Genomic DNA, 26,659 nt, shown 5'->3' with positions numbered 1-26,659 from the left:
AACAATATGAATTCGAGAAACTGAAAAACCGATCCCGATTGACACCGGGAGTCATATGAGCGGGCCGGGTAACCGGACAGCGGCGAAGCGCGTAGCAGTAGGCGGCGTGTGGACGGCGGGCCGCGCCCGGCGCCAATCCACCAGTCGGACGGATCGCACGCGATCCCTCCCGTTAATTCAACTCCTCGGCCCGGCCCGGCAACTGGCGGATCAGATCCCACACCGCCTCGGCCGCGGGCGACAGCGACCGGTCGCGCCGCCGCACCAGTTCGACGCGGCGTTCCGCTCGCGGCACCAGCGGACGCGCGACCAGCGCCGCCCCCGCCGGCAGCGGCAGCGCGAGCCACGGCAGCACGCTGATCCCGACGCCCGCCTCGACGAGCCCGAACACCGTCGCCGAATGGCCGAGTTCCTGCACCACGGTAGCGTTCACGCCCTGCGCCTGCATCACGGCATCGATGAGGGGGCGGCTGCCGGACGCATAATCGAGCATCACGAGTTGCTCGCCGTCGAGGTCCTTCCACGTAACCTGCTTGCGCGCGGCGAGCCGGTGATCGTCACGCGACACGATGCAGAACGAGTCCGTCATCAGCGTCTCGCTGAGCAGATCGTCGTCGGAGAACGGGCCGATGATCACGCCGAAGTCCACTTCACCCGACTTCACCTTGCGCACTACGTCGCTTTGCACGTCGTCGCGCAGCCCAAGCGTCACATAAGGAAACTGCTGTCCGCACGACGCGACTACGCGCGGCATCAGCCGGCACGCGACGGTCGGGCTCGCCGCGACCACCACGCGTCCGCGGCGCTGCTCGCCGATTTCGCGGATCTCGCGCAACGCGTCGTCGAGATCCGACAGCAGTCGCGACACGCTCGACACGAGGTTGCCGCCTACGTCGGTTAGTTGCACTTCGCGCGTCGTGCGATCGATGAGCTTCAGGCCGATCTCGCTTTCGAGCTCGCGCACGCAGCGACTGACCGCCGACTGCGTGAGCCCGATTTCGTCGCCGGCCCGACTGAAGCTTTGCAAGCGCCCCACCTCGATGAAAACCCTGAGCTGTCGCAGCGTCACATTCATTTGTTCACCTCATCAATAGCGCAGTTTGATGCGCATTGTACGACCAAATCCATGCGGCATAACACTGTCCACGCGGTCGCTGCAATGCAGCAAAAAGGCGCGGATGCACGCCGGCCGGGCCTATCTGCCCAAGATTGGTGATTGTCCCGATTTGCGAGATGGGTTTTTTGGATTCTTATACGGCCCTGGTTGGCGCCCGCGTTGGCCCGCCGCCACGGGGCTTTCAGGCAATCGGCAGCAAATTGGCACACTTCGTGCGTTGTGAAACGCACAGGGTCGGCGCCATGATTTCCGATGGCAATCCGTGGCAAGCCGGTCCCCTTTGGCACTCGCCCATCGAGTGCGTGAAGAGTGCGCGGCGCGGGGCAGCGCACCGGAGTTAGCTTCGCTGAGGTGAAACATGATGCTGTTCGACGATTTGAGAGATAACGAGTGGGCGCTGGTCGAGGCTTTGTTCTGCGCCGAGCCGGCGCGCAGCGAACGGCGCGGTCGACCGCGCGTGGAAGCTCGGGCGGTGGTCAACGCCGTGCTTTGGGTGTTGTCGACAGGCGAAGGCTGGTCCAAGTTGCCGGGCCGCTACCCGTCCCCGCCGACTTGCCGCCGGCGCTTCGACGAGTGGCAAGCCGATGGCACGCTCGCTGAAATTGTGAAACGGCTTGGCACGAGCGGCCGCGAAATCTCGCTGCGCGGCCGGATCGGCGCAACGGCCGCGAAACCGCCAGCACCGCCGAGCCGCGACCGTCTACGCGGCGCGTTCTGGACCAATCCGGAATCGTGGCGCGCGCCGGTCAAGATGGCCTGACGCGAAACTACGCTGTCACCGGGCGCCTGTGGGTGCCCGGTTTTTTATCGAGCCGACTTTTCCACGATTGCGTGCGCGCCCACGACGCGCCAGTATTTGACGGTTGCCTCGAGACGCTGTCTTTCCCCTTCGCGCGCCCTTTCGTCGCGCCTCCCGCATGACCGCCACAGCGCTGCTTGCGCGCTGCCTCAGACTCCCAAACTACCCGATAGGTCCGGGTGAAACATCCATTTACTATTAATTACAGCGTGCTTTCGTACCCCGGCATACCTTAATACTTATGCAAACAGGCCTTGAGTCGACGGGCTCGAGGTTGAGGGGGATTTCGGAATGAAACCAATGTCACTGCTGTTGTGCGGCATTGTGATTTCATCGATGGCCGCGCCCGCAATTGCGCAACAACGCCCGCAAGGGTGGAACTGGCGCCCGGACCGCCAAGCCACGCTGGAAGCGTGGCAGCAAAGCGAGGCCCATAATCGCGACTTCACGCCGCCGACGCCGCGTGGCGATCTGCGCGGCGATATCGCCAGCAATGTGCGCGCACGGCCCGATGCGCCGCGTGAGGATCAGCGGCGGCGTTGATTCGGTAAGTCGCAGCTAGGGACGGCGCGTCGCGCGACGCGGTGCCCAGTATCTTGCATTGCGCACTTACGAACGGGGAACCACCGGACGCGGCACCAGTCTGACTCAACGCCATTAGCACAGCGTGGCAGTAGTAATTCCGGTATGCCCGTATCTTCGTGATACGGGCTTTTTTTCGCCCTCGATGCGTTGATGGCATGAAAGGCGCGCAACGGCCTGCGCGGATCGCGTCGCCGCCTCGTCGATGGGGAAGCCGAGATTCGCCCCCGGACGCGCACGGCGACCGGTCGACGTTAGCGACGGCCCGCCGAGGGGGTGACAGGCTCAGGCGGACCGTGACTCAGTTCAGATAAGCGATGAACCTTGAGCTAAGACCTGACTTCGGCTGTCGCGGCGGACTGCGGTTCGGCCGCGCCGAGAACATAATCGTTCATCCGTTGCGCTGTCCATGTGAGCAGACGCTCGTCGTGCTCGAGCCGCGCAAACTCCGCTTTGCCGCGTTCGGTGAGCACGGCGATGTCGACGGGAGCATGAAAGCCTGGCGCCGGTGCGACGGTTCGCTGGCGAACGGTGTCCATCAGCCCCAGCGCGCGAAGATATTGGAAGACACCCGGCCTTCTGGCCCAGGGAACCTGACGATATTGCGCTCGCCGCAGCGCTTCAAGTACCGCTTCGTTGGAATACGTGGTCATCTCACTTCTTTCTTAAAGTGCAGCTATGACACATTCATGCCCACGCGTCACTGCGCCACCGGCGACGCGCGTAGCACCCGCTCCTGGTCAGAAGCTCGCCGCCTGTCTGACAGCGGATTTCCGCCAGGTGCTGCCTGGTCTCGTTTTCGGAACCCCCGTCAGAACGGCATGTTAGCGTTCTCTCCACGAACCGACGATGCAACCGCCGCGGCGCGATGGCAGGCCCGTGGATTTGTCCCGAAAGACATACGTTACCCCATTTAAATTGATTCTATTCACTTTATTAGCGCTTTTTTTTGCAGCAATCGTGCTATGGAAACGTGCGCGCCGGCCGCTCATCGTCTGCATGATCGCGCTGTTCTGGCTGCTCGCGGCCGGCTGGCTGACCGCGCCACTGCTCGATCTGGCGCAGCCGCAACGACAGAGCGCCACGGCCGCCACCTTCGCGCCACGCACCGCGATCATCCTGCTCGGCGGCGGCACGATCTACGACCACGACCACGTGCTGGTGCCACCGCGCGACGTACTCTCGCGCATCGAGGTCAGCGCGCAGAACTACGCGGCCTGCAAGCGCACGGCGAGCACGTGCCGGGTGATCGTCAGCGGCGGCAATCCGCAGCGGCATAGCGCGACCGAAGCCGACACCTACCTGCCCTATCTGCTGCGTCAGCAGGTGGCGCGCTCGGACATCGTGCTCGAGCAAAGCAGCCGCACGACCTATGAGAACGCGCGCAACGTCTCGGTTATTGTCGGTCAATCACATTACGACACGTTGATACTCGTCACCTCCGCGTATCAAATGCCGCGTGCGCTGCTCGATTTTCAGCGCTTCGGCGTCGAGCCGCAGCCGCAGATTTCGAGCGCGCGGCGTGCGCGGATCGGCGTGCTGCCGCGCTTCGCCAATCTCGTGGCCGCGGAGATAGCGTTGCATGAGCTAATCGGCCTCGCGCAGTTTCACCTGTATCGCGCGATCGGCTGGTTCTGACGAACGATGTAGGCCGCTCCGCTCTCGCACTTGAGGACGTCGCGGTTTATTCAACCAGCGTCCAGCTATTACAAAACGTAACAAGTGTTGGGCACGGTTACAAAGCCATCGGCTGGAGAAGAGTTTGCTCGATAGAATGCATTGTCTTTCCACTGGACAGGCAATACTCGGGTCCACCACCATTCTACGGAGGTAACGATGAAGAAAGTGTCCATGGCGATCCTGGTTTCCTTGTGTGCCGCAGCCGGCGCGGCTTACGCGCAGGACAACGGCATCACGACGAGCACCGATCCGGCGAAGGCCGCCGACGTCGAGCAGCGTGCGCAAGATTTGCAAAACCGCGAGCAGTCGATGGGAAGCGCACCCGCCGCGCCGGCCAAGCATCACAAGATGGCTCCGCATCATCCGAAGAAGGGTGCCGACGCGTCGGGCACCTGAGCAACTTCGCGGATCTCGCCTCGCGGCCTCGTCGTGAAGGTGAAAAAGCCGAAGCTGGCAGCGCCGGTTTCGGCTTTTTTATTTGTGCGACCCGCTCGCCGCTGGCAAGGTACTCCGAGCGCGCACCGGCTTGGCAAGCCGCCGGCGCACTGCTTTCTGTATGCTAAAGTCGCGCACCGACCGGCGAGCCGCCGGCATCCCCTAACCCGTGCGCACCTTGGTGCGGAGGACAGTATGAGCAACATCCAGCTTGATATCGAATGGACCGAAGCAGCATCTCGCAAGATCGAAAAACTGATGCCGCGTGGCGGTCAGGAAGCGTACCTCGCACTGCCGCCCGTCGAATGCCTGCCGATGGAAGGCGACGTGCTGTTTCTCGGCCCGGCTGGCAAGCAGCAGCCGTTCATCGTCGCGGAGCGCCAGTATCACCATGAAGGCGACGCCGACTGGACCATCATCCTGATTCTCGATGTCCCGCAAGCAACCCACTGATCGCTGACGGCGCGCCGGCGGCCTCAGGGCCGCCTCACCTGTCCAGCGTGTCCGCGCGCCGCTGAGACCCGAGCCCGAATTCAGGCGATCTTCGACACCACGCGAATCTCCGCGTGCTCGATCCAATCCGCAGCCGCCTTCTTATAAGCCTGGATATGCGCGGATTTCGCATGCGCCGCGAGCGCATCCTGGCTTTCCCACCGCTCGATGAACACGAACCGGCGCGGCTCCTGCACGTCGCGGTGCAAGTCGTACAGCAGCACGCCCGCTTCTTTGCGCGTCGGTCCGACGATGCCTTCGAGGGCCTCCCTCAACCGCTCCTCATGTCCCGCTTTCGCCACCGAAATTGCAACCACCGCGATTTCCGCCATGCCCGATCTCCTATTTTCGAAAAATCAGCAGCATACCCGCCGATCGCTGAACCTGCCGGCGAGGGCGCCGGCCAGCATAGCGACGCACGAATCTCGCCTCTGCCCGCCATGCCGCACCACCGTCACGTCGCGCCAGAATCCGCCCGGCAGAGCAGTGACAAGCCCGCCGCCCGACTGGCCACATCAGCGCCTACAGAGGCACCAGCATGTGAGCACCGTCGGCGCCTGGAGTTTGGCGGGCGACCACTGGGCGCCCTGCTACCCTCGGCGTGGTAGGGCAACTCATTGCGATTGAGAATCGGTTTCGCGCGTGGCAGGCGCGCGGGACGCTCCGGCGCATTACCGCAACGGATTCCCGCACGGCCGTAGGCAGCCGTTTTGCAGACAATTTTCGCGCCCATGCGTTTGTGATAACCCGCACATTGTCGCGCGCTGCAAACTGCTAGACTCACTCTGACCAATTCGCCGGAGTCCAGCGTGGCTGGTACCGCCCTCCGTGTTCGCGGGACGCATTCGTTTCGTTCCGGCGGCGCTTCGGGTGTGCGAGCGCTGCGTGCCGAATGGGTTTGCGTGCCCCTTCATTCCCTTGCCGCAACGATCCCATGTCAGCTCTCGTGCCCGCTTCCATGCCATCCGTCAGCGAATTGACAGTGAGCGGCCTGCTCCCGCACCTGGTCCGCGGCGAGTCGGGCTGGACCGCGACCTGGCGCGCGTTGACATTGCACAGCGTGTTCCAGCCGGTGCTGTCGGTCACGCATCAGTGCGTGGTCGGGTACGAGGGACTGTTGCGCGCGTTCGATCCCGTCGGTCTGCCCGTCTCCCCCGAAGTATTGTTCTCCGGCACGCGCTCGGCCGCCGAAGCGCGCGAACTCGATCGCATCGCGCGCTGCCTGCATGTGGCGAACTTCATGGAGCAAGGCATCAGCACCGGGTGGCTATTTCTGAACACGCGCCCGCAGGTGTTCGAAACCGGCTGGCCGCAGCGCGCTTTCATCGACGAGTTGTCCGCGCATTTCGGGCTGCCGCAGGAGCGCATCGTGATCGAAGTGCTCGAGCAGCCCGCCGACGATGAATCCGCCGTCGCCAGCATGCTCGCCGCCTCGCAGCCGCGCGATTTTCTGATCGCAATCGACGACTTCGGCACCGGCTTCTCGAACTTCGATCGCGTGTGGCGCTTCCGCCCCGACATCGTCAAACTCGACCGCTCGCTCGTCGCGCGCGCAGGCAAGCGCGAGGGCGACGAATCGATGATCAGCCATCTGATCGCGATGCTGCATCAGTCGGGCACGCTCGTGCTCGCCGAAGGCGTCGAAACCGATGAAGAGCTGATGATCCTGATGCAGGCCGACGTCGATTTCGTACAGGGGTTCTGGTTCGGTCAGCCAAAGAGCAGCGTGCTGGCCGCCTGCACGAAGGTGCCTGCGCTCGTCGCGTCGATCTGGAGCAAGTTCGCCGAGTACGAGCGTGCGCACGCCGGCCACCAGCGGCTCGGGTTCGAGGGCTTCGCGGAAGCGGTACTGGCCGCCGTCGACACCTACAAGGCGACCGGTGACCTCGAACAGGCCGCGCAAAAGATCTGGCATCTGCCCGAAGCGCGCCGCGTGTTCCTCACCGACGGCCTGGGCGAGCAGACCCAGCCTTCGGTGACGGCGGCGTCGGTCCCGCCGCCTCCGAAGCGGCTCGCGCCGCTCTATACGGAGACGCGCAGCAACTGGTCGCGTCGCGCGTATTTCCGGCACGCGCTCGCAGCGCCGGGCCGTGTCGCGATGATGGGGCCGCATTATTCGCTCGCCGATGGTCAGGACTGCTACACCGCGGCGATCGCGTTCGAGCGCGACGGCACGCACGTGCTGTGCGTCGACTTCGTGCCGGAGACGTCGCCGCCGGATGTGCGCACCGGCAGACGCGGCGCCAGACGTTAGCGACCCGCGCCGCTACTCCTGCACGCGGCCGCGCCCCGACTTGACCTCGCCGCGCCTGGCCTTGCTGTCGAGCCGCCGCAGGTTCGACGCGCGGGTCGGCCGCGTCGCGACGCGATGCTTGCGGGTCACGCTGACGCTTTCGATCAGTTGATCGAGCCGCGCGAGCGCCGCCGCGCGGTTCATTTCCTGGGTGCGATGCTCCTGCGCCTTGATGATCACGACGCCGTCGCGCGTGAGCCGGTGGTCGGACAGCGCGAGCAGACGCATCTTCAGCACTTCCGGCAACGACGAGGCACGCACGTCGAAACGCAGATGGATCGCACTCGACACCTTGTTGACGTTCTGACCACCCGCCCCCTGCGCGCGCACGGCGGTCAATTCGATTTCGTTGGGCGGGATCGGATAGCGGAATGTCATTGGTGGTAGGGAAGGAAGATGCGTCAGTGTACAAGCGCTCGACGCGAGATGCCCGAGGTGGCCAGACCGCGCCTGCGCGCACGGTGCAGTGCTCGGCGGCAGCGGCTCGCGAACGCTACAAAAACCATTTGCGTCGGCCCAACCGGTTCATCGATACTGGCTCTTTCGCTTACGGCGTAAATTCATATGAAAATCCGCCCTGGTTTCGTGCTCGAATTGGCCGTCAACTTTCTGCTGCCGTGGCTTGCTTACCGGCTCGCGTTGCCGCGTGTCGGCGAGACCGGTGCGCTGATCGCATCCGCCGTGCCGCCGCTCGTGTGGAGCGCGATCGAGCTCGCGCACTTCAGGCGCGTCGATGCGCTCAGCGTGATGGTGGTGGCGGGCATCGTGCTGTCGGTCGCGGCCATGGCGCTCGGGGGCAGTCCGCGCATGCTGCTGTTGCGCGAGTCGCTGGTGTCCGGCGCGGTCGGCGTCGTGTTCCTGCTGTCGCTGCCGATGCGTCGTCCGCTGATCTTCTACCTCGCGCGCGCGACGGTCGCGCGCGAAATGGAAGGCGGCGCCGCGCATTTCGAGGCGCTATGGCGCGAGCGCCCCGGTCTCGCCACCGCGATGCGAACCATGACGCTCGTGTGGGGCATCGGGCTGACCGCCGAAACCGCGCTACGCGCGTGGATGGCGCTGACGTGGCCGATCGAACGCTTCCTCGTCGTGTCGCCCTTTATCGGCTACGGCATCTACGCGGGACTCGCGCTGTGGACACTGTGGTATCGCAGGACGATGCGCAGCCGCGTCGAGGCCATCGAGCGGGCGAGCGGGGTTGCCGGTTGAGCGCCGCTCGCACCACAAGTCCGCCACTTCGCTTTTTCTGCCTCCCGTCGCGCGATCAACGCGATGCTTCGGCAATCCGCGCGGCCAGCCCCGAATCACGCTGCGTCGGCGTCGCGATCGCCTGCGCGAGCACGGCCCGCGCGCCGATCACCTCGACGCGTTCGCGCGCGCGAGTAATCGCCGTATACACGAGCTCACGCGACAACACCCGGCTGAACGCCGACGGCAGCACCAGCACCGCGTGCTCGAACTCCGAACCTTGCGACTTGTGGACCGTCAGCGCGAACGCGGTGTCGTGCGGCGGCAGCGCGGCCGGCGACACCGCGCGCACACCGCCGTCGCCGGTGCGGAAGTACACGCGCAGCGCGCCACCCGCGCCCGGCAGCGCAATGCCGATGTCGCCATTGAACAGACCCAGCGCGTAATCGTTGCGCGTCACCATCACCGGACGTCCGGCAAACCACTGCGCGCCGACCGCGAGCGTGACGCCCGCGGCGCGGCGCACCTCAGCCGCCATCGCCGCGTTGACCTGATCGACGCCGCGAGGTCCGAGCCGCGTCGCACAGAGGATGCGGAAGCGGTTGAGCGCGTCGAAGAGCGGCACCGGATCGGGCGTATCGACGGCGAGCGCCCTGGCAAGCGCGTCGGCGTACGGCGCGAAGCCACCGGCAAGTCTTGCGGTGGTGCGCTCGGCCAGCGTCGTGTGAGCGTCCTCGTGCAGCGCCGCGGCGCAGACCTCGGTCGGGTCGATCTGCAATACGTCGAGCGCCGCGCTCGGTGAGCCGTTGCGAATCGCGACGGACAAACGGCCGATCGGCGACTCGAGGCCGAACCGGTAGTTGCGCTCGAGCCAGACGACGCAGTCCGCGAGCGGGTTGCGTTGGTTCGCCGATCGCATATCGCGGTCCGCCTGCTCGTCCGTCGCCGAGGTCACGTTGTCACCGAACAGATCGCCTGACGTGGGTAGCTCGAAGGTCTGCAGTGCCTCGGGTGGCACAAAGAAATCGTCCAACGGTGCTTCATCGACCTCACTCGACGCCCGCGGCAAAGCCCGCGCGAGCCGCGCCTCGTCGATGTCGAGCGCCTGCGCGACCCGTCGCAATCCGCCCGCGCTCAACGTCGGCCGCGCGCTGAGTTCGGCGAACACCGCGCCGGCTTCGACCGCGGCGAGCTGGTCCTTGTCACCGAGCATCACGAGCCGCGTTTGCGGCCCGATCGCGTCGAGCAGAAGCGTGGCCATCGCGACGTCGATCATCGACGCCTCGTCGATCACGACCACGTCATACGGCAACGGATTATCACGATGATGCCGGAAGCGCCCGCCCGGCCCCGACCCCAGCAATCGATGCAGCGTGTGCGACGTCTGCGGCAAACGCGCGGCGAGTTCGGGCGGCAGGTCGCCCGCACGCGCCAGCAACGCTTCCTGCATCCGTTGCGCCGCCTTGCCGGTCGGCGCCGCCAGCGCGATGCGCAAATCGGTGCGCGCATCGAGCAGACACGCGAGCACTCCGACCACGGTCGTGGTCTTGCCGGTTCCCGGGCCGCCGCTGACGATCGTCAGCCGCCCCGACAGCGCCATCACGGCCGCGACGCGCTGCCAGTCGACGTCGTCGTCTTTCGACGGGCCAAAGTAGCGCAGCAGGCGTTCGCGCAAAGCGGCGGGGGCGGTGTCGGCGCCGGCGTTCGCGGACCTCGCCTCGCCCGTCGCATGCGCGACCAGAGCGTGGGCCAGGCGCCGCTCATAGTCGTAGTAGCGCGCCAGATAAAGACGCCCCTGAGCGTCGATCACGAGCGGCCGCAACGTCGCCGCATCCGTTCCGTCCGGTGCGTCCGCCGCGCCATCGCTTGCCATGCCGCTCGCGAGCAGCGCCGCGCGCACTTCGGCGCTCGACGCGTCGAAGCGGCGCGCGAGCGTCGGGAGCGGCACGCACACGTGCCCTTCGGCGGTCGCGCGGCTCGCGGCGAACGCGCCGCGCGCGGCCCACCTCACCACCTCGGTCGATGCGCCACCGCGCCGCGCGAGCATGCCGATACGGCGCGCGAACCCTTCGGCGAGCGCGATGCTGAAATCGGCCGGCGCGGGCAGGTTGACGCCGATGTCTTCGAGCCCGAGCGGCGCGGCCGCGCGCTCATCAAGCGTGCCGGGCGTGCTCATGCGCCACCTCCGATCATCGCCGCGTCGAGCAGCGCCACCAGTTCGAACGGCGCACGCCGCCTGTGCACACCAGCGGCGCCGTCGACATCGCGCCAGTCGGGCCGCACGCCGCGCACGAACAGATACAGGTAGCCGCCGATATGCGTGTCATATGCATAGTCGCGCACGCGCGTCTTCAGATAGCGATGCAACGCGACCGTATAAAGCAGCGCCTGCAGGTGGTACGCGTGACTCGCCATCGCCGCTTCGAGCGGCGCGGCCGCGTAGTCGGCGGCGGTGTCGCCGAGATGGTTCGACTTCCAGTCGACGATCCAGAAGCGGCCGTCGTGCTCCACGATCATGTCGATAAATCCTTTGACGAACCCGCGCAGCACGCCGGGCTCCAGCGCGACGTCGGGATAGCCGTACTCGATCAGCAGCTCGCGCAGCGCCGGAAAATACAGCGACGGGGCCGCGAACAGAAACTCGAGTTCGTTCAGGCGCCGACGCGGATCGAGCCGCGCGAGCGTCATGCCCGGCACGAGTTCGGTCGAGACGACGTCGGCGATCAGCCGATGCATCATCGCGGGCAAGCGCGCGGCGAGCTCGGGCGCGGCCGGCGCCGGACGCTCGCGCAGCGCGCCGCGGATCGCGTCTGGCCAGGTGCGTGCCTCGGTGAAATCGGCGAGTTCGAACATGCGATGCAGGCAATCGCCGGCCGCCGCTCCGCGCGGGAACGCGAGGATGTCGTCGTCGGCATGCGCCGGGGCGCTCGCCGCGGCGAGCGGCGTGAGCAGCGGCGCGGAGGGTAGCGCATCGGCGATTTCATCGTGGTCGGGCCGCACGTCTTCCTGCGGCGCGTGCGCGTGCGCATCCCCGCTCCTGCCGCCGGCCGCGATCAGGCCGCTGAAACTCGCCATGCGCCACTGATCGCGCAACGGCCGCCGATTCGCGCGCGCGTGCAGATGTGCGCCCTGATCCCGCAGACTTTCGAGCGGCACGCGGCGCGTCACTTCGGGCAGCGCCCCCAACGTGACCGGTCCGCCCGCGAGCGCCTGCCAGCTCGCCGCGAGCGCGGCTTCTTCGGGCGGCTCGGCGAGCCATGCGTCGAACGTGTGACCGCTGCCGCCGACGAGCCAGTTCAGCACGCTGCGCCGCGACTCCTTCGTCGAGCGCGACGACAGATACGTGCCCGCGACGAGATAGCAGCGATACACCGCGCGCGTGAGCGCCACATAGACGAGCCGCGCGCGTTCCGCCGCCTGCTCGCGCACCGCGGAACGCGAGGCGCGCTCGGCTTCCTCTTCGTCGCAACCGTAGTGCAGCACGGCGTCGCCGCTGTCGTCGTGATACTCGCGCGCATCGGGCAAGCCCGACGATGGCGGCTCGCGCAAGCCGCCATCGTTCAGAAACGGACAGAACACGACCGCGTATTCGAGTCCCTTCGATTTATGGACCGTGACGATCTGCACGAGATTGCGATCCGACTCGAGCCGCAGTTGCGCCTCGTCACCGCCGCCCTGCTCGCGCTGCGCGGCGAGCCAGCGCAAGGTAGGCGCGATGCCGGGCTGGGTGGCCGCGCGCGCCTGTACGAGCTCGGCGAGATGGTTCACGTTGGTCAGCCGACGCTCGCCGTCGACACCCGCGACGAGCCGCTGCGCGACGCGCAGCTCGCGCATCAGCGTGCGCCACATCACCGCGAAGCCGCGTTCGTGCCACAGCATCCGGTAGCGCGAAAAACGCTCGACCCAGCCCATCGCGTCGGCGGGATCCAGCGCTGGCGCGGGTTCGTCAACGGCCTCGGCCGCGGGCGCATCGGCGACCTGCGTGAGACGCCACAGCGCGGCGGCATCGAGCCCGAGCCAGTCGGTGGCGAGCGCGGCGCGCAGGCGACGCAGATCGCCGGGCGTGTCGATGGCGGCCAGCACGCGCTCGATCTGCTCGGCGTCGAGCGTCGCGAACACCGACGCCTGCGCAAGCTCCACGCTGCCGACGCCCCACGCCGCGAGCACGCGTTTGACGAGGCTGCCCTGCTTGTGCGTCTGCACGAGCACGGCGATATCGCCCGGTGCAAGCGGCTTGTCGCCGATCGTCACGACACCTCCGCGCGCCCCTCGCAAAAGCCGCACGATCTCGGCCGCGCACGCTTCGCTCGCGGCGCGCTGCGCGCTGCGTTTGTCCAGCGGGCTTTCGCCGCGCGGCAACGTCCAGATGCGGAAATCGCCGCCGCTCGCGTCAGGATCGGTAAACGGCGCGCGGCGCCGCTCGCCCGCACGCACTGGCTGATAGTCGAGCCCGTCGAGCACGAACGCCTGGCGGTTCGCTTCGAAGATCCGGTTGCACGCCTCGACGATCGGTGCGGTCGAACGCTGGTTGACCGCGAGCGTGTAGCACGCGGACGCCGACTCGCGCGCCGCGAGATACGTATGCAGATCCGCCGCGCGAAAACTGTAGATCGCCTGCTTCGGATCGCCGACGAGGAACAGCGGCCCCGCCGGCGCGAAGATGCGGCTGAAGATCGTGAATTGCAGCGGATCGGTGTCCTGGAACTCGTCGATCAGCGCGGCCGGATAGCGGCTACGCAATGCATCGGCGAGCCAGGCATGCGCGGCCAGTGCGCGATACAGATTCGCGAGCAGATCGTCGAACGAAACAACGCGGCGCGTGCGCTTGCGCGCCACCAACTCGGCCGGCGCGTAGTCGAGCCATGTCTGCACCAGCGCGAGCCAGCGCGCGCGCTGTGCGGCCTCGGCGGCGACCACGGCCGCGGCCAGCGCGTCGGCATGCTCGAAGAACGGATGTGCGGGCGGCTCGAACTTGACCTTGGTTGCCTTCTTCAACGCCGACGCCGTCAGCTTCAGCGCGGCGCGCGGCGGCGGCGCATGGCAGTCGCCCTGCGCGAAGTAGTCGGTCCACGCGGCGATCGCGGCGCTCACGTGATCGGGCTTGTGCGTGGTCTTGCTCAGGCGCTCCTGTGCCTCGGCCAGTAGCGCGACGATCGCGTCGCGTTCGGCCCGCCAGATCGCGCACGCGACATCGAAGCCGGCCTGCGGATTGGCGCTTGCGACGGCCGCGTCGACGCTGCCCCAGCGCAATTGCGCGAGTGGCTTTTTCAGGCGCCGGGCCAGCTGCTCGTCGAGCGACGCGGGACCGGCGCGCTTGGCCACCAGCCACGCGGCGAACGCCGGATGCGCATGCGCGACCGGCTCGACCTGCTCGCGCCAGAAATCGGCGGCGAGTTCGAAACGCAGCGCCGCGTCGTCGGCTTCCATCTCGAACGCGAATGGCATCGCGGCGGCGAACGGCGCTTCCTGCAATGCGCGCTGACAGAACGCGTGGATCGTGTGGATCGCGGCCTGATCGAACGTGCGCAACGCGCGCCGCACGACCTTCAACGCAGCCTCGCGCTCGATACCGCGCTCCGGCGCGAGCGTCGTTTCGAACAGCCGGCGGATGAACGGATCGTCGCCGTCGTCGTCCATCTCGATCGCGCGGTGCAATTCCGCGAGACGGCCGCGTATGCGCTCGTGCAGCTCCGCGGTCGCCGCTTTCGTGAACGTGACGACGAGAATCTGATCCGCGTTCAGGTTCTTTTCAAGCAGCAGCCGCACGTACAGCGCGCAGATGTTCCACGTCTTGCCGGTGCCCGCCGACGCTTCGATCTGGTTCACGCCGTCGAGCGGACATGCGAACACGTCGAGTTCGTCGGCGGCGAGGCTTTGATGGCGCCGCGCGTCGCTCATGAGGCGCTCCGCAAATGCTGGATCAGTGGCTTGAAGACGATCGCGGCGAGGCTGCCGAACGGTTCGTCGAGCGTGAGCGGTGTGCCGCGCAGCGCGATGCGCAACGCGGGGTCGTCGGATTCGCCGCGCACGCGGTCGTTGACCCATACGCCTTGCGCCGCCGATTCGCTTTCGCTGAGCCGCGCCCATGCGCTTTTCGGGAAGAAGCGCAGCGGCAGCCGGCGGCCGGCATTGAAGAGCGCAGCCAACGGCGCGAGTTCGTCGAGCGGAGCCGCGACGGGCGCGAGCTCGAAGCTCTCGCCCCTGCCGTGCCATACGGTGCGGCGCGGGCCGTCCGGCTGCGCCGCGCAATAGACCAGATGCGCGAGCCACGCGGACAGATAGTCGCGCGCGCTGGCTTTGGCATAACGAAAGATCACTTGTCCCGTTCCGGTCAGCAGGTTCAACGTGCCGCGCAAATGCAGCGGCGTTTCGGCGGACTCGAGCAACAGCGCGTCGTAGTCGCCAAACAGGGAGAGGGCTCTGTCGTTGCCATCGCCGCCTTGCGGCCAGCGCGGCGAGACGTCGAGCACGAACGGCAAACGCTCGACGCCCGCGACCACCTCGCGCCGCACGCTTTGCGCCAACTGCCGCAGCGCGGACAACTCCCGCGCGCGCCAGACCGCGCCGGTCGCGCCGCCGGGCAACTCGGGGCTCGCCTCGGCGATGCGCTGCACGCGGCTATACATCACCTCGTCGTCGGTGCCGGCGTCTAGCAGCACCGGCAGCACGCGCTCGGCGAGTGCGTCGCGGCCCGCATAGTCGAGATCGAACGGCTCGGTGTCGAGCAACTCGCCCTGCGCATCCGACAACGCGATTCCGAGCCGGTCGCGCAGCAGTGCGCGCGCCGGATGACGCCAGAAGCGCACGAAGTCGTCGAACTCCACCTCGTGCATATCTTCCGGCGGCAGCGGTTGATCGAAGAACGGCGTGGCGGCGGCATGCTGCGGTTCGGCAAGCAGCGTGGCCAGTTCGGCGCGATCGGCGTCGTAGGTGAACAGGTCGGGCTTCGCCGCGAAGTAGTCCGACGCGAACGCCTGCAACGGATGCTCGACGATGAACTCGCGCCGCGCGGTGTCGATCTCGGCCGGGCTCGCCTCCTCGCCCGCCGACACCTGCGCGAGATGATCGAGCAGTTCGTCGACGAGCGCGGCCGGCGGCAGCGGCGCGTTATCGCGAATGCTGCGGCCGGTGTAGGCGATGAAGAGCCGCTCGCGCGCGGCGAGCAGCAGATCGAGGAACAGATTGCGCTCGTCGTCGCGGCGCTGACGATCGCCGGCCTTACCGAACGCGGCCATCAGATCGAACTCGTCGGCACGCGCGAGCGACGGCAACACTCCGTCGTCCATGCCGAGCAGGCAGACCACGCGGAACGGCAAACCGCGCAAGCTCGTCAGCGAAGAAAACGTCACGCTGCCCCACGGCACGCCGCCGCGCGCGGGGTCGTCGAGCGCTTCGGTGAGCGCGGTGCGCACCACCGACGCCGGCAGCAACACATTATGCGCGCCGGCCTGCATCGCGGCGCTCATCGCATCGAGCGCGTCGCGCACGGCCGCGAGCGAATCGGCGAACTCGACGCCGCCGTCGAAGCACTGCCCGAGCGTTTCGAGCAGCAGGTGCGACCAGTCGGACGGCGTGCGCTCGATCGCGCAGCTCGCCGCGAAGCTGTCGATGTCGTCGACGAAACGCGACAGACGGCCCAGCAGTTCAGCATCCGAACCGCCCGCGCCTTCGACCGGCAGCCACGCATCGACCGGCTCGCCGCCTGCCGGCATCGCGTAGCCGAGGTACAGGCGCGTCAGCGCATCGGCGAACGTATGACGCGCGACCGGCACGTGCTCGCCGACCGGTTCGAGCGGCGCGAGCCCGCGCCGCGCGCCGGCGGCCGCGAGCCATTCCTGCGCGGCTTCGAGCGAATTCGCAACGATGCCGTAGCGCACCGCGACCGCGTCGACGCGCAGCCATTCGATCAGATCCGGCGCGCCGACGCTGCGCTCGGGCAGCGCGAGCCAGTCGAGCAACAGACGCGCGACGGGATTGGCCTGCGACGGCGGCAAGCCGGTAATGCGGTACGGAATGCGGCGCGTATCGCCGGCGGGCGTGGTGCCGAACACCGCATCGATCAGCGGGCCGGCCGCCGCGAGATCGGACACCGCGACCAGCACGTCGGACGGCTGCAGATCGTCGAATTCGTCGAACCAGCCGAGCAGGCGATCGTGCAGCACTTCGAGCTGCCGGGACAGGCTATGACAGACGTGCACCTCGATACCGCGCTCGATAGGCAACTCGTCGGCATCGGCTTCATTGCGCAAAGCGAGGATGCCGTTCTGCACGGCGGCGAGCCAGCTCGGCTCCGGGTTTTCGGTGAAGTCGCCGGTCTCGGCCGATGCGGCGCTTTCGGTCAGCTCGTGCAGCATATGCAGCTGCGCCTGCGTCTGGCGGCCCCATTCGGCGAGCAGTGGATGACCGACTTCCTGATAGTCGAGTTGCCCCGCCGCGTCGAGTGCCTGCACGCGCCCTTCGCTGACCACGTCGAACCAGAACTCGCGGCACGGGTTCATTACGTACAGACGCACGTCGATCCAGCGCGACAGCGCGCGCAGCAACGCGATATGCAGCGGCGGCATGGTCGGCAGCGCGAACACGCTGACCGCCTCGGGCCATTGCGCGTTCGAGATCGCCTCGAGATCGAGCGCGGCGATTTCATCGAGGAACCGATACGCGGGCGGCAGCGCGGCCGCGGATGTTTGCGCATGACCGCCGGCTTGCGCGAGCTCGGCGAGCACCGCGCGCCACAGCGCCGCCTGCCAGCGCTCGTCCTCGCGCGCCGCGTCGCTCGCACCGGTCAGACGCGGACCGGTGTCGTCAGCCGCGCCGCTCGCGAAGATCGAGCCGCCCTTGTGCCATTGCAGCAGCCATTCGGGGCGATAGGTCAGATAGTGATCGAGCACGGTCGCGACGCGCCGCGCGAGTTCGTAGCGCATCGACGCGTCGGCCGCATCGAGATAGGTGCGCAGACGCGGCGATGCGTTCCACGGCAGCGCTTCGTCCGAGTCGTCGAGCAGCCGGTAGCAGCGCCACACGAGCCGGTCCGGCGCGAACGGCGAATGCTTCGGTACCTCGATCACGCCGCCGATCTGCGCCCACAGCCATTGCGCGAGATAACCAAAATTAACGTTCGCGCAGATGCCCTGGCGCGCGGCGATATCGAGCTCGAGCCGCCGGCGCACGGCCGCGCTCGGCACGATCACGGGCCGCGCGGTCCACGGGTCGGACGGCGCTTGCGCGAGGTCGCCGAGCAGCGCGCCCACCAGCGTTTCGTAGCGGTTCGAGTAGAAGAGCTGAAGCATGGATTCCAGATCACATTTGGCACGCTGATGGCCCGCGAGCGATGCGCGCGAGCCACGGCGGACATTGAAGCGACAGCATAACAAACCCATCCCCAGGGCATAACCTGGCCGAATGGACGAGGTCAGAACGCGCGCAAAATCAGTTAGACTCGACGGCAGTTTCGCGCTGTCTTTCCAACTGCGGTTTTCTCGGTGAATGGATTCAGGTAGTCGATGCGCTATTCGGTCGAAATAAGAAAATTCCTTTATAGCCAGTATTTTTATGGCGGCCTGCGCATCGCGGTCGGCGTGTCGTTACCGGCCATCCTGTGCCTGATCGTGTTCCACGATCGCGAGCTCGGCTTCACGATCGCGACCGGCGCGCTCGGCGCCTGCGTCGTCGACATGCCGGGGCCGCTCAAGTACAAGCACAACGAGATGCTGGCCTGCTCGGTGATCGGCTTTCTATCCGCGCTCGCCACCGGCCTCGCTACCGTCAATCCGATCGCGCTGTGGTGCACGGTCGTGCCGCTCACGTTCGTGCTGTCGCTAATCGTCGTCTACGGCAATCGCTGGCCGCAGATCAGCTTCGCGACGCTGTTCATGATGATCATGACGCTGGAGGAACACTTCACGCCCTTGCAGGCGCTCGTCAACGCGTCGTGGATCCTGCTCGGCGGCCTCTGGTACACGTACTGGTCGACCTTCGTAAGCCACTGGATGATGCATCGGATCGAGCAGCAGGCGCTCGCCGAAAGCGTGTTCGCGTGCGCGGACTATCTGCTCGCGCGCGCCGCCTTCTACGATCTCGACAACGATCTCGACGAGTGCTATCGCAACCTCGTCGACAAGCAGATCTCCGCGGTCGATCGCCAGGACGCCGCGCGCGACATCGTGCTGCGCAATCTGCCCAAGTTGAAGCGCGGCAAGCTCGAACCACGCCGCGCGATGCTGTACAACCTGTTCATCAATACCGTCGATCTGCACGAGCTGTTCGTCGGCGCGCAAACCGATTACACGCTCGTGCGCAGCACGTTCGGCGGCTCCGATCTGCTGATGTTCTATCGCGATCTGATCCGCAAGGCGGCCGAAGATCTCGAGGAGATCGGCCTCGCGGTGCTGCAGAATCAGGCGCCGCGCAAGCGCGTGAACGTGAAGGCGGAATTGCGCGCGATCGAGTATGAAATCGAACTGATGCGCAAGCAGGAGCTGCCGACGCAGAACCCGGAGGCGTATTCGGCCGTGTCGTCGAATTTCCGCCGCATCTGGAGCGCCACGCGGCTGATCGACAAGATGCGCCGAAGCCTCGCCACCGAGCCGAGCCCGACCGAAACCGAACTGCGCATCGACCAGGCGCTGAGCCGCTTCGTGTCGAGCCGGCGCGTGCCATTCGGGCAGATCCTGTCGAATCTGACGATGGCCTCGCCGAGCTTTCGCCACGCGTTGCGCGTGACGATCGCGGTCGCCGTGGGCTTCTGGCTCGGCCGCCTGCTGCCGCTCACGAACGCGTACTGGATCGTGATGACCACCGTGATCATTCTGAAGCCCGGCTACTCGCTGACCAAGCAGCGCAACGGGCAGCGGATCATCGGCACGCTGATCGGCTGCGCGGCGAGCATCGCGCTGATCATCTTCGTGAAGGAGCCGCACATCCTGATGGTCGTGATGTTCGCGTCGATGGTGATGAGCTACAGCCTGCTGCTGTTCAACTACGCGGCGAGCGTCGTGTTCACGTCATCGTATGTGCTGCTGCTGTTCCATCTGCTCGCGCCGGGCAGCATGCGCATCATCGGCGAGCGCGCGATCGACACCGTAGTCGGCTGCGCGATCGCGATCGCGGCGAGCCACCTGTTCCCGTACTGGGAGTACCGCTTGATGGGCAAGCTCGTCAACAACATGATCAGAGCGACGCGGCAGTATCTCGAAGCGAGCTGGTGGTGGAGCGGCAAACCGGCCGCGGCGGTGGTCGCGGTCGTGACCGAAGCGGGCGCGCGCGCGCCGGCGGCGGCGATGGCGGATCCGGCGACTGGCTTTGGCGGCCCGGCGCTCGCCGTCGCCGGAGCCGGAGCCGAAGTGGCGAGTGGCGTCCGTGCGCGCGGCGCTGGGCGCGCCAGCGTGGCACGGCCGGTCGCCGACGCCGATGCCGAGGCGAACGCGGGCGAGGCCGGTCATGACACCACCACGATCCGCAACGCGACCGCGCGCCCGGCAAGCGGTGCATCGGCCGCCGCTGCCGCCGCGGCGACCGCGCTCGACCGCGATTACCGTTATCGGCTCGCGCGCAAGAACGTTCACGTTGCGTTCGCGAATCTCGGTCAGGCGTTCCAGCGGATGATGCTCGAACCGAAGTCCGCGCAGAAGTTCGTGCCGGAGTTGAACGGTCTGCTGGTGCGCAGCCATGTGCTCGCGTCGCAGATCACGGCCGCCGCGCCGCTGTTGCGCACTTCCGCGCAACAGCAGCAACGGGTCGAGGATATCTCGCTACAGCCGCTGCAGCGCGCTTTGAGCCTCGTGCGCGACAACCTGAGCGCCGCCGAAGCCGGCACCGCGTTGCCCGCCGAGCAGGGCGAGCAGATCAAACTGATGAGTCGCGAGCTCGATGCGATGGTCGTCGAAACGGAGAAATCGCCGGACTATACGGCCGATGCCGTGCATGACACGAAGCTGCTCGCGCATCAATGCAAGCAGATGCTCGCGGCGTCCGCGCAGATTCGCAAGGACGCGAGCATGATCCGGCTGCCGGAGGAATGAAGCAGGAAGCGCGCGGGCGTTATTGCGCGGCGCCGCTCGCCGGTTTCATCGCGGCGGCCGCCGCAGTAGCCTCCGAAGCCACCGGCGGCACCTGCGTGGGCTGGCTGTCGAACTCGTGCTTTTCGCGGATCGCGTTATAGAACAACGTGGCGATCACCAGCAGGATCGCCGCCACGATAAAGACGGAGATGCCAAAGGTCGGATTCTTCTTGCGCGGCGGTCTGGTCATGAAGCGGGCTCGGTTCGCGAAGCAGTCGCGGATGGGTCGGAGAAGGCGGGATTCTACGCCCAGTGGGCTTGCACGCGGCTTGCAGCCGAGGGGAGCGGTATGGATGCGCTGTGGCGCGTTTACTGTCGAGGCAGCAAGCGGCGCTCCTGGCGGCACCCGGTCTGCCTCGTGTTGCTGCTGGTGATTTTGGTCTGTGCTCTCCCGTCGCCTTAAATGCATCGACCACGTCGCCATCGTAGCGAACCGTGTTCCGTTCGTTCGTCACCGCCCCATCACATGTCGCGCGTTAGCCGTTATTTGTGACAGTCGCAACCGGCCGCACCGGCAACGCCGTCGAATACTTGATCTGCTCCATCGCAAAGCTGGAACTCACGTCGTACAGCGGCACGGCCGTGATCAACTGCTTGTAGATCCGGTCGTAGTCGTCGATATCGGAGACCACCACGCGCAGCAGATAGTCGGTCTCGCCGCTCATCCGGTAGACCTCGACCACTTCTGGAATGTCGCGCACCGCTTGCGTAAATGCGGCGGCCCATGTCTCCGTGTGCTGATTCGTCCGCACCGCCACGAACACGGTGGTTCCGACCCCGAGCTTGCGCGCGTCGCACAGCGCCACCTGCGCGCGAATCACGCCCGCCTCCTTCAGGCGCTGCAGCCGCTTCCAGCAAGGCGTCTGTGACAGGTTCACGCGCTGCGCGAGTTCTGCGATCGGCATCGTCGCGTCGGCCTGCAGCAATTCGAGCAGTTTCCGATCGATGATATCCATACTCATACCACCACCTCTAATAGGAAATTATTCTACTTTTCTGACGGTCGAGGGAATTATATGGAAACTCTTTCTCCGGGCAAACCGGTATAAATATCGATACCGAAAATTGCCGAACAGCAGCGCCCGCGCTGCAATAAAACCATGAGCGACGACCTTCGCGCCACCGCTTTCGAGCACCTTCCCGACTACCTGAAGTCGCTGCCGGACCCGGCCCGACTTGACGCGGCCGCGTTACCGACCCAAACGCTGGGCGAGATCGGGCGCACACCGCTCGAGCGCCTATGCGACACGCTCGACGCGATGTTCGAAGCCTGCTCGAAATTTCCGGAGCCGTCGCATTCGACGTTCTTCGCGCGCACCATGCGGCTCGCGCTCGCCGAGGCGGCCGCCGACCCGGCGCTGCTCGCACCGATGCAACGCGAAGGTTCCGCCGCCACCTATCGGCGCCATCTGCTCATCGCCGATCCGCAAGGCCGCTATGCGATTGCCGCGCTGGTCTGGCAGCCCGGCCAGGCGAGCCCCGTGCACGCGCATCACACCTGGTGCGGTTACGCGGTGGTCGAGGGCAAGCTGAGCGAAACGGTCTTCGAATGGGACGACGCGCATCAATGCGCGAGCGCGCTGCGCGCTCAGACGCGCAAACGCGGCGCGGTGTCGTTCGTGCGCGGCGGCCGTGCTGCGATTCATCGGCTTGGCAACAGCAGTGATGCGCCGGCGGTGTCGCTGCATGTCTATGGCGTCGAAGGCGCGCGGATCGCCACGCACGTGAACGACATCGTCCGCATGGCCGACACGGCGGAACTGGTTTGACGGTTGCACGGCCCCCAAACACACCCCCGCCTCAATTCTTCCCACCCACATCACCCGCCGTCGGAATCTGCGGCGGAATCGGCGCGGTCTGTCCGGTCGTCGGCGGCGCCGGACGCGGTTCGTGCGACACGTCACGCGCGGGCGCAAGCGGCACCTGTGTCGACGCCCGCGCCGACGGGCCAACGACGCCCACTTCATATTCCGCTTCGCGCGGATACTCGTGCGCCGCCTCGCGGTCTCTTTCGCGAGTGGGTTCATGCGCCCTTTGATGGGTTTTGCCGCGCTCGCCGTCCCGCGCCCGCTGCTGCGCCTCGCCATGCGCATGCCGGCTGTCATCGGCACCGGCATTCATAGGCGCGACGAACCCGGTCATCTCATCGTCGCGCAGCGGCTCGCCCTCGCTATCCTTCGACGATGTGTACACCCGCATCTGCGCGACCGGAATCTCGATGCCGGCCTCGTCCATCTTGCGCTTGAGCCGCAAATTGAACGCGCGCGCGACGCTCCATTGCTGCAGCGGCCGCGTCTTGATCTGCCCTTTGACGACCATCCAGTTCGGATCGAAGCGGTCGAGGCCCCACACCTCGATCGGCCCGAGCATCTCGCGCCGGTAGCGGAAGTCGGCCATCAGCTCCGCGCCGACTTCGCGAATCAGCTGCGTGATCTCGTCGACATCGGTCGAGAACGACATGCGCACCTCGAACACCGCGTACGCGAAATCGCGCGACAGGTTCTTCACGATCTTGATCTGCGAGAACGGAATCGCGTGGATCGCGCCCTGCCCGTCGCGCAGCCGCACGGTGCGGATCGACAGATGCTCGACCGTGCCCGCATGCCCGCCATCGACGTCGATCCAGTCGCCGACCGAGATCGTGTCCTCGATGATGATGAAGAGCCCGGTGATCAGGTCGGTCACCAGCGACTGCGCGCCGAAACCGATCGCCAGCCCGATCACGCCCGCGCCCGCGAGCAGCGGCGTCACGTTGATGCCGAGGTTCGCGGCGGTGACGATCCCACCGATCGTCATGATCGTGACGAGCAACACGTTGCGCACCAGCGGCAACATCGTGCGGGCGCGCATACTCGGGCTGCGCGCCTTGTTGCGCGGGCTGCCCGGATTGAGCGTCTCGGTAATCGCGGTGTCGACCAGAATCCACAGCAGCCACGCGATGAACACGGTGGCGACGATCGCCGTCATCGCATGCGCGACGCCGCGCGCCGCCACGTTCCTCTCGATCACCGCGGCCAGCGACACCCCCCACAGACGCGCCGCGAATTCGAAGAAAAACAGCCAGATGAACAATGTCAGCAAGGTGCCGCAAAAGCGCAGCAGCCGCGTCAGATACGGCGAGCGGCGCCGCGCGCGGGCGCTGCGCGGCCGCGTCATGCGCAGCACGATCGCCGACAGGAAGAACGCCAGCACCAGCAGCAGCGCGGTGACGATCGAGATCTGCAGCACGTTTTCGCTCGAACCGGAGCCGCCGAGCGTCGCGACCACCGACGCGGCCGAGAGCAGCAGCACCGGCACGTGCCACAGCGCGGCGAGCACCTCGAACGCATCGGTCGCGGCCTTGTGGTCGTTGCGCTGTTCGTACGGCCGGTTGCGGATCAGATGCGCGACCGGCCGGCGAAACGCGAGCGCGAAATAGCCGGTCAGCACGGCGGCCGTCATGTTGGCCGCGGTCGAAATCAGCGCGGCGAGGTTGGTGCCGAGCTGATGCTCGACGTCGTAATTGACGGCTGCGTCGCCGAGCGCGCCGCACACGCCGATCACGAACAGCACGCGGCGCGCGTGATCGATCAGCAGGCGCACCGCGACGCGCCGGTGGCCCGAGCCGAACAGCGAAAACATGATCAGACAGATCGCGGAAAACACCGCGCCCGCGACGATCGCATACGCGACCACCATGCCGAGCGTGCGGCCGAGCGCATCGGGCATCGCGCGCATGAACAGCAGCGCCGCGATGAACGCGATGATCCACGGACCGACGCGGCGCAACGCGAAGATCAGCAGCTCGCGTGTGGTGGGATTGGGCCGCAGCACCAGCTCCACACCGAAGCGCCGGTGCAGCCGTTGCTGCAGGTAGATCAGCGCGCCGGCACAGGCGCCCCAGCCGGCCAGCATCCCCAGCATCGCCAACAGGATCGTGCCGACACCCTCGCGTCCCTGGCCCGAGACGATCGTGTACAGCTCGTTGCCGGCCGCGGTCACGCGCCCGCTCCAGTAGCGCACCGGCGTGCGGCCCTGATGCACGTCGGATTCGAACGACGCGATACCCGAGGCGATCGCGCCGAGCAGGCCCGGGCTAGGTTGCGCGGACGCGGGCGCGGGTGGCCCGACGGTTTGCGCGGCGCTTTGCGATACGTCGCGCAGCTTTTTCAGCTGGGCAACGAGCGCGCTGCGCTGGCGGTCGTTGTCGAGTGTGGCGATCACGCTGTCGAGCGAGCGGGCCAGCTCCGCCTGGCTCGCGGGCGACGGCGCCGACGCCGCCTCGGGCACCGACGCCCCCGATGCCGCGGACGCAGGCGTCGCGTTCACCGTCGCGCTGTTGATCAGGCTCTGCAATGCCGGGATCACCGGCGTGCCGCCGCCGACCGCGGGGCCCGCGGCTTGCGCCATGCGCGGCAGCGCACCGAGGCACAGAATCAGCGCGGCGCACAGCAGCGCGGCAAACCAACCGACGGCATCTGTGCTCGCGCGCGGGCGGGCGTCGCCGCTGGCAGTGCCGCGAGCGGTGTGAGCGGAGGAGAGATGGGGGGCGCTGAGAATCGCCGGCTGCTGCCCGCCGCCAGACGGCGCAGCCTCGGACTCACGCCGCGAGGGGCATGGCTGCATGGCAATCCGTGAGAAAACGGCAGACGCCAGTGTAGCCGCAGATTCACCCGGCGCGGCCGAACATGCGTAACCGAATGTTAGTACGCTTGCGCGGCCGGCGAATTCGAACCGCCGCTCGTCAGTACGCGACCGTCGCGATCTGACGGATGAAGCGACCCTGCTCCACTTCGTCGACGAACGCGATCGCGTAGTCTTCGGCCGAAATGCGGCTGTTGCCGTCCGCGTCCGCAATCAGCGTGTTCGCGCCCGTGCGGAACTTGCCGGTGCGCTCGCCCGGCGCGATCAGCGCGGCGGGCGCGAAGAACGTCCAGTCGAGATCGGTCACGCCGCGGTAGTACTCGAAGGCGTCGCGGTGCGCGAGTGCAATGTCCTTGTACGCGTCCGGAAAGCCGTCGGTATCGACCAGTTGTTTGCCCGGTGCGACTTCGAGCGAGCCCGCGCCGCCTACCACGACGACGCGCTTCAGCCCCGCCGCGCGCACACCCTCGACCAGCGCGCGTGTCGCTTGCGTCAGCGTGGCGAGATCGCCCTGCGGCGGCGCATACGCGCTTGCGACCACGTCCTGACCGCGCACCGCCGCGCCGACGCTCGCGGCGTCGAGCAGATCGGCCTGCGCCGCATGCAGATTCGCGACGCCGGCCGGCACCCGCGCCGGATCGCGCACCAGCGCCGTCACCTGATGCCCGCGACGCGCGGCTTCCGCGGCAATCCGCGAACCGATCATGCCAGTCGCGCCAAACAGGGCGATCTTCAGTTGCTTGCTCATATCAGCGTACTCCTCAGGTTGTCTTATATGTAACTTTTATAGTTACATATAACGTGAAAAAAAGCGGGGCGCTCCCCCGTTCCCTGGTTTGGCACGCGTGCCGGAATAGTTCGACCCGCGCCCTACGACACTGCGCTTCTATCGTTCACCGCCGACGCGTCTTGCGCGCGAAGGCACGCTCAAGCACGGCGCTTGCGCTCGCGCTGCTTCTCCGAGCGGACCACGTCGGCGGTCGCGTCGGCGAGCGTGCGCGCGGCCAGCGTCGCTTCCATTGCCTGCTGCGCTTCGTCGATGATCCCGCTCAACACGCTCTGGATATTGCGTCCCACCATGCACGCTGGATTTGGCTCCTCGCGATGCAACGCGAACAACTGCGCGTCTTCCACCGCTCGATAGACGTCGAGCAACGTGATCCGTTCCGGCCGCCGCGCAAGCAACGCGCCGCCACCGGCGCCCATCTGCGAGGTGGTGAGGCCGGCGTCGGAGAGCATGATAAGAAGCCGGCGAATGAGCGCGGGATTGGTGTTCACGCTTCCCGCGATCATCTCCGACGACAACGGCACGCCGCCCTGTAACGACAACAGCGCGAGCACATGCACGGCAAAGGCAAACCGGCTACTCGTGTTCACGGCAGATCCGTCCCGAAACG

20 protein-coding genes and 1 pseudogene are annotated in these 26,659 nt (G+C 66.7%); 9 read left to right on the top strand and 12 right to left on the bottom strand.

The annotated features are described in order from the left end of the window. Window positions 1-172: 172 nt before the first annotated feature. Entirely contained in the window at window positions 173-1,075 is a 903-nt protein-coding gene (locus tag HDG39_RS22385; RefSeq protein WP_184008717.1) for a LysR family transcriptional regulator, read from the bottom strand. 403 nt (window positions 1,076-1,478) lie between these two features. On the opposite strand from HDG39_RS22385, the pseudogene HDG39_RS22380 reads away from it, so the two are divergent. Continuing rightward, window positions 1,479-1,874 (top strand): annotated as a pseudogene (locus HDG39_RS22380) (transposase); the annotation flags it as partial. Window positions 1,875-2,207: 333 nt separating this feature from the next. Further along, the gene (locus HDG39_RS22375; protein WP_184008715.1) at window positions 2,208-2,459 is read left to right on the top strand and encodes a hypothetical protein; all 252 of its coding nucleotides are present in this window, start codon (window positions 2,208-2,210) and stop codon (window positions 2,457-2,459) included. A gap of 368 nt (window positions 2,460-2,827) precedes the next feature. Here HDG39_RS22375 and HDG39_RS22370 read toward each other — a convergent pair whose 3' ends face one another. Then, on the bottom strand, window positions 2,828-3,151 hold the full coding sequence (locus tag HDG39_RS22370; protein WP_018418368.1) for a hypothetical protein: 324 nt from the start codon (window positions 3,149-3,151) through the stop codon (window positions 2,828-2,830). Window positions 3,152-3,416: 265 nt separating this feature from the next. Between HDG39_RS22370 and HDG39_RS22365 the strand changes: the two genes are divergently transcribed. The 3 genes from HDG39_RS22365 (at window position 3,417) to HDG39_RS22355 (ending at window position 5,066) form a co-directional block, all read left to right on the top strand. Then, the gene (locus HDG39_RS22365) at window positions 3,417-4,136 is read left to right on the top strand and encodes a YdcF family protein (RefSeq protein ID WP_409259199.1); all 720 of its coding nucleotides are present in this window, start codon (window positions 3,417-3,419) and stop codon (window positions 4,134-4,136) included. 198 nt (window positions 4,137-4,334) lie between these two features. Continuing rightward, the gene (locus HDG39_RS22360) at window positions 4,335-4,574 is read left to right on the top strand and encodes a hypothetical protein (protein WP_018418370.1); all 240 of its coding nucleotides are present in this window, start codon (window positions 4,335-4,337) and stop codon (window positions 4,572-4,574) included. 234 nt (window positions 4,575-4,808) lie between these two features. After that, window positions 4,809-5,066: a hypothetical protein gene (locus HDG39_RS22355; protein WP_018418371.1), complete on the top strand. Its 258-nt coding sequence runs from the start codon at window positions 4,809-4,811 to the stop codon at window positions 5,064-5,066. A gap of 80 nt (window positions 5,067-5,146) precedes the next feature. Here the strand turns inward: HDG39_RS22355 and HDG39_RS22350 are convergent, their stop codons facing one another. Further along, on the bottom strand, window positions 5,147-5,437 hold the full coding sequence (locus HDG39_RS22350) for a putative quinol monooxygenase (RefSeq protein ID WP_018418372.1): 291 nt from the start codon (window positions 5,435-5,437) through the stop codon (window positions 5,147-5,149). 626 nt (window positions 5,438-6,063) lie between these two features. On the opposite strand from HDG39_RS22350, the gene HDG39_RS22345 reads away from it, so the two are divergent. After that, window positions 6,064-7,359: an EAL domain-containing protein gene (locus HDG39_RS22345; RefSeq protein ID WP_184008846.1), complete on the top strand. Its 1,296-nt coding sequence runs from the start codon at window positions 6,064-6,066 to the stop codon at window positions 7,357-7,359. A 12-nt stretch (window positions 7,360-7,371) separates the two neighbouring features. Here HDG39_RS22345 and arfB read toward each other — a convergent pair whose 3' ends face one another. Next, window positions 7,372-7,776, bottom strand: a complete 405-nt coding sequence (gene arfB / locus HDG39_RS22340; protein WP_184008713.1) for an alternative ribosome rescue aminoacyl-tRNA hydrolase ArfB — start codon at window positions 7,774-7,776, stop codon at window positions 7,372-7,374. A 186-nt stretch (window positions 7,777-7,962) separates the two neighbouring features. Here arfB and HDG39_RS22335 point away from each other — a divergent pair, with 186 nt between their 5' ends. Next, window positions 7,963-8,604 carry a VC0807 family protein gene (locus HDG39_RS22335; RefSeq protein ID WP_184008711.1) on the top strand — a complete coding sequence of 214 codons (642 nt, stop codon included), beginning with the start codon at window positions 7,963-7,965 and terminating at the stop codon, window positions 8,602-8,604. A gap of 55 nt (window positions 8,605-8,659) precedes the next feature. Here the strand turns inward: HDG39_RS22335 and HDG39_RS22330 are convergent, their stop codons facing one another. Genes HDG39_RS22330 through recC form a run of 3 tightly spaced genes read right to left on the bottom strand, consistent with a single transcriptional unit; the run spans window position 8,660 to window position 17,870 of the window. Beyond that, complete coding sequence (locus tag HDG39_RS22330; protein ID WP_184008709.1) at window positions 8,660-10,759, bottom strand: AAA family ATPase; 2,100 nt, start codon at window positions 10,757-10,759, stop codon at window positions 8,660-8,662. Then, a complete protein-coding gene (gene recB, locus HDG39_RS22325) occupies window positions 10,756-14,481 on the bottom strand; it encodes an exodeoxyribonuclease V subunit beta (protein ID WP_184008707.1) in 3,726 nt (1,241 codons plus the stop codon). Before recB ends, HDG39_RS22330 begins: the two co-directional genes overlap by 4 nt. Next, window positions 14,478-17,870, bottom strand: coding sequence for an exodeoxyribonuclease V subunit gamma (gene recC, locus HDG39_RS22320; protein ID WP_184008705.1), 3,393 nt, complete (start codon window positions 17,868-17,870; stop codon window positions 14,478-14,480). The genes recB and recC overlap by 4 nt, the downstream gene beginning before the upstream one ends. A gap of 213 nt (window positions 17,871-18,083) precedes the next feature. Between recC and HDG39_RS22315 the strand changes: the two genes are divergently transcribed. Further along, complete coding sequence (locus tag HDG39_RS22315; protein ID WP_184008704.1) at window positions 18,084-20,600, top strand: FUSC family protein; 2,517 nt, start codon at window positions 18,084-18,086, stop codon at window positions 20,598-20,600. Window positions 20,601-20,619: 19 nt separating this feature from the next. Here HDG39_RS22315 and HDG39_RS22310 read toward each other — a convergent pair whose 3' ends face one another. Together HDG39_RS22310 and HDG39_RS22305 are read right to left on the bottom strand one after the other, a co-directional pair. After that, on the bottom strand, window positions 20,620-20,829 hold the full coding sequence (locus HDG39_RS22310; protein ID WP_184008702.1) for a hypothetical protein: 210 nt from the start codon (window positions 20,827-20,829) through the stop codon (window positions 20,620-20,622). A 286-nt stretch (window positions 20,830-21,115) separates the two neighbouring features. Further along, on the bottom strand, window positions 21,116-21,601 hold the full coding sequence (locus tag HDG39_RS22305) for an Lrp/AsnC family transcriptional regulator (protein ID WP_184008700.1): 486 nt from the start codon (window positions 21,599-21,601) through the stop codon (window positions 21,116-21,118). Between the two features lie 138 nt (window positions 21,602-21,739). Here HDG39_RS22305 and HDG39_RS22300 point away from each other — a divergent pair, with 138 nt between their 5' ends. Continuing rightward, a complete protein-coding gene (locus HDG39_RS22300; RefSeq protein ID WP_184008698.1) occupies window positions 21,740-22,408 on the top strand; it encodes a cysteine dioxygenase family protein in 669 nt (222 codons plus the stop codon). Between the two features lie 31 nt (window positions 22,409-22,439). Here HDG39_RS22300 and HDG39_RS22295 read toward each other — a convergent pair whose 3' ends face one another. The 3 genes from HDG39_RS22295 to HDG39_RS22285 all read right to left on the bottom strand — a co-directional run bounded on the left by HDG39_RS22295 (window position 22,440) and on the right by HDG39_RS22285 (window position 26,639). Further along, a complete protein-coding gene (locus HDG39_RS22295) occupies window positions 22,440-25,244 on the bottom strand; it encodes a mechanosensitive ion channel family protein (RefSeq protein ID WP_184008696.1) in 2,805 nt (934 codons plus the stop codon). A 118-nt stretch (window positions 25,245-25,362) separates the two neighbouring features. Continuing rightward, window positions 25,363-26,010 (bottom strand): NAD(P)-dependent oxidoreductase, encoded by a 648-nt coding sequence (locus HDG39_RS22290; protein ID WP_184008694.1) that lies wholly within the window; start codon window positions 26,008-26,010, stop codon window positions 25,363-25,365. Between the two features lie 179 nt (window positions 26,011-26,189). Beyond that, window positions 26,190-26,639 carry an Rrf2 family transcriptional regulator gene (locus tag HDG39_RS22285; RefSeq protein WP_018418385.1) on the bottom strand — a complete coding sequence of 150 codons (450 nt, stop codon included), beginning with the start codon at window positions 26,637-26,639 and terminating at the stop codon, window positions 26,190-26,192. Between the last annotated feature and the right edge of the window lie 20 nt (window positions 26,640-26,659).

It is taken from the genome of Paraburkholderia lebeckiae (assembly GCF_014201005.1).
Lineage (GTDB): Bacteria > Pseudomonadota > Gammaproteobacteria > Burkholderiales > Burkholderiaceae > Paraburkholderia > Paraburkholderia tuberum.
This window is presented reverse-complemented; position numbering and strand designations above follow the sequence as displayed.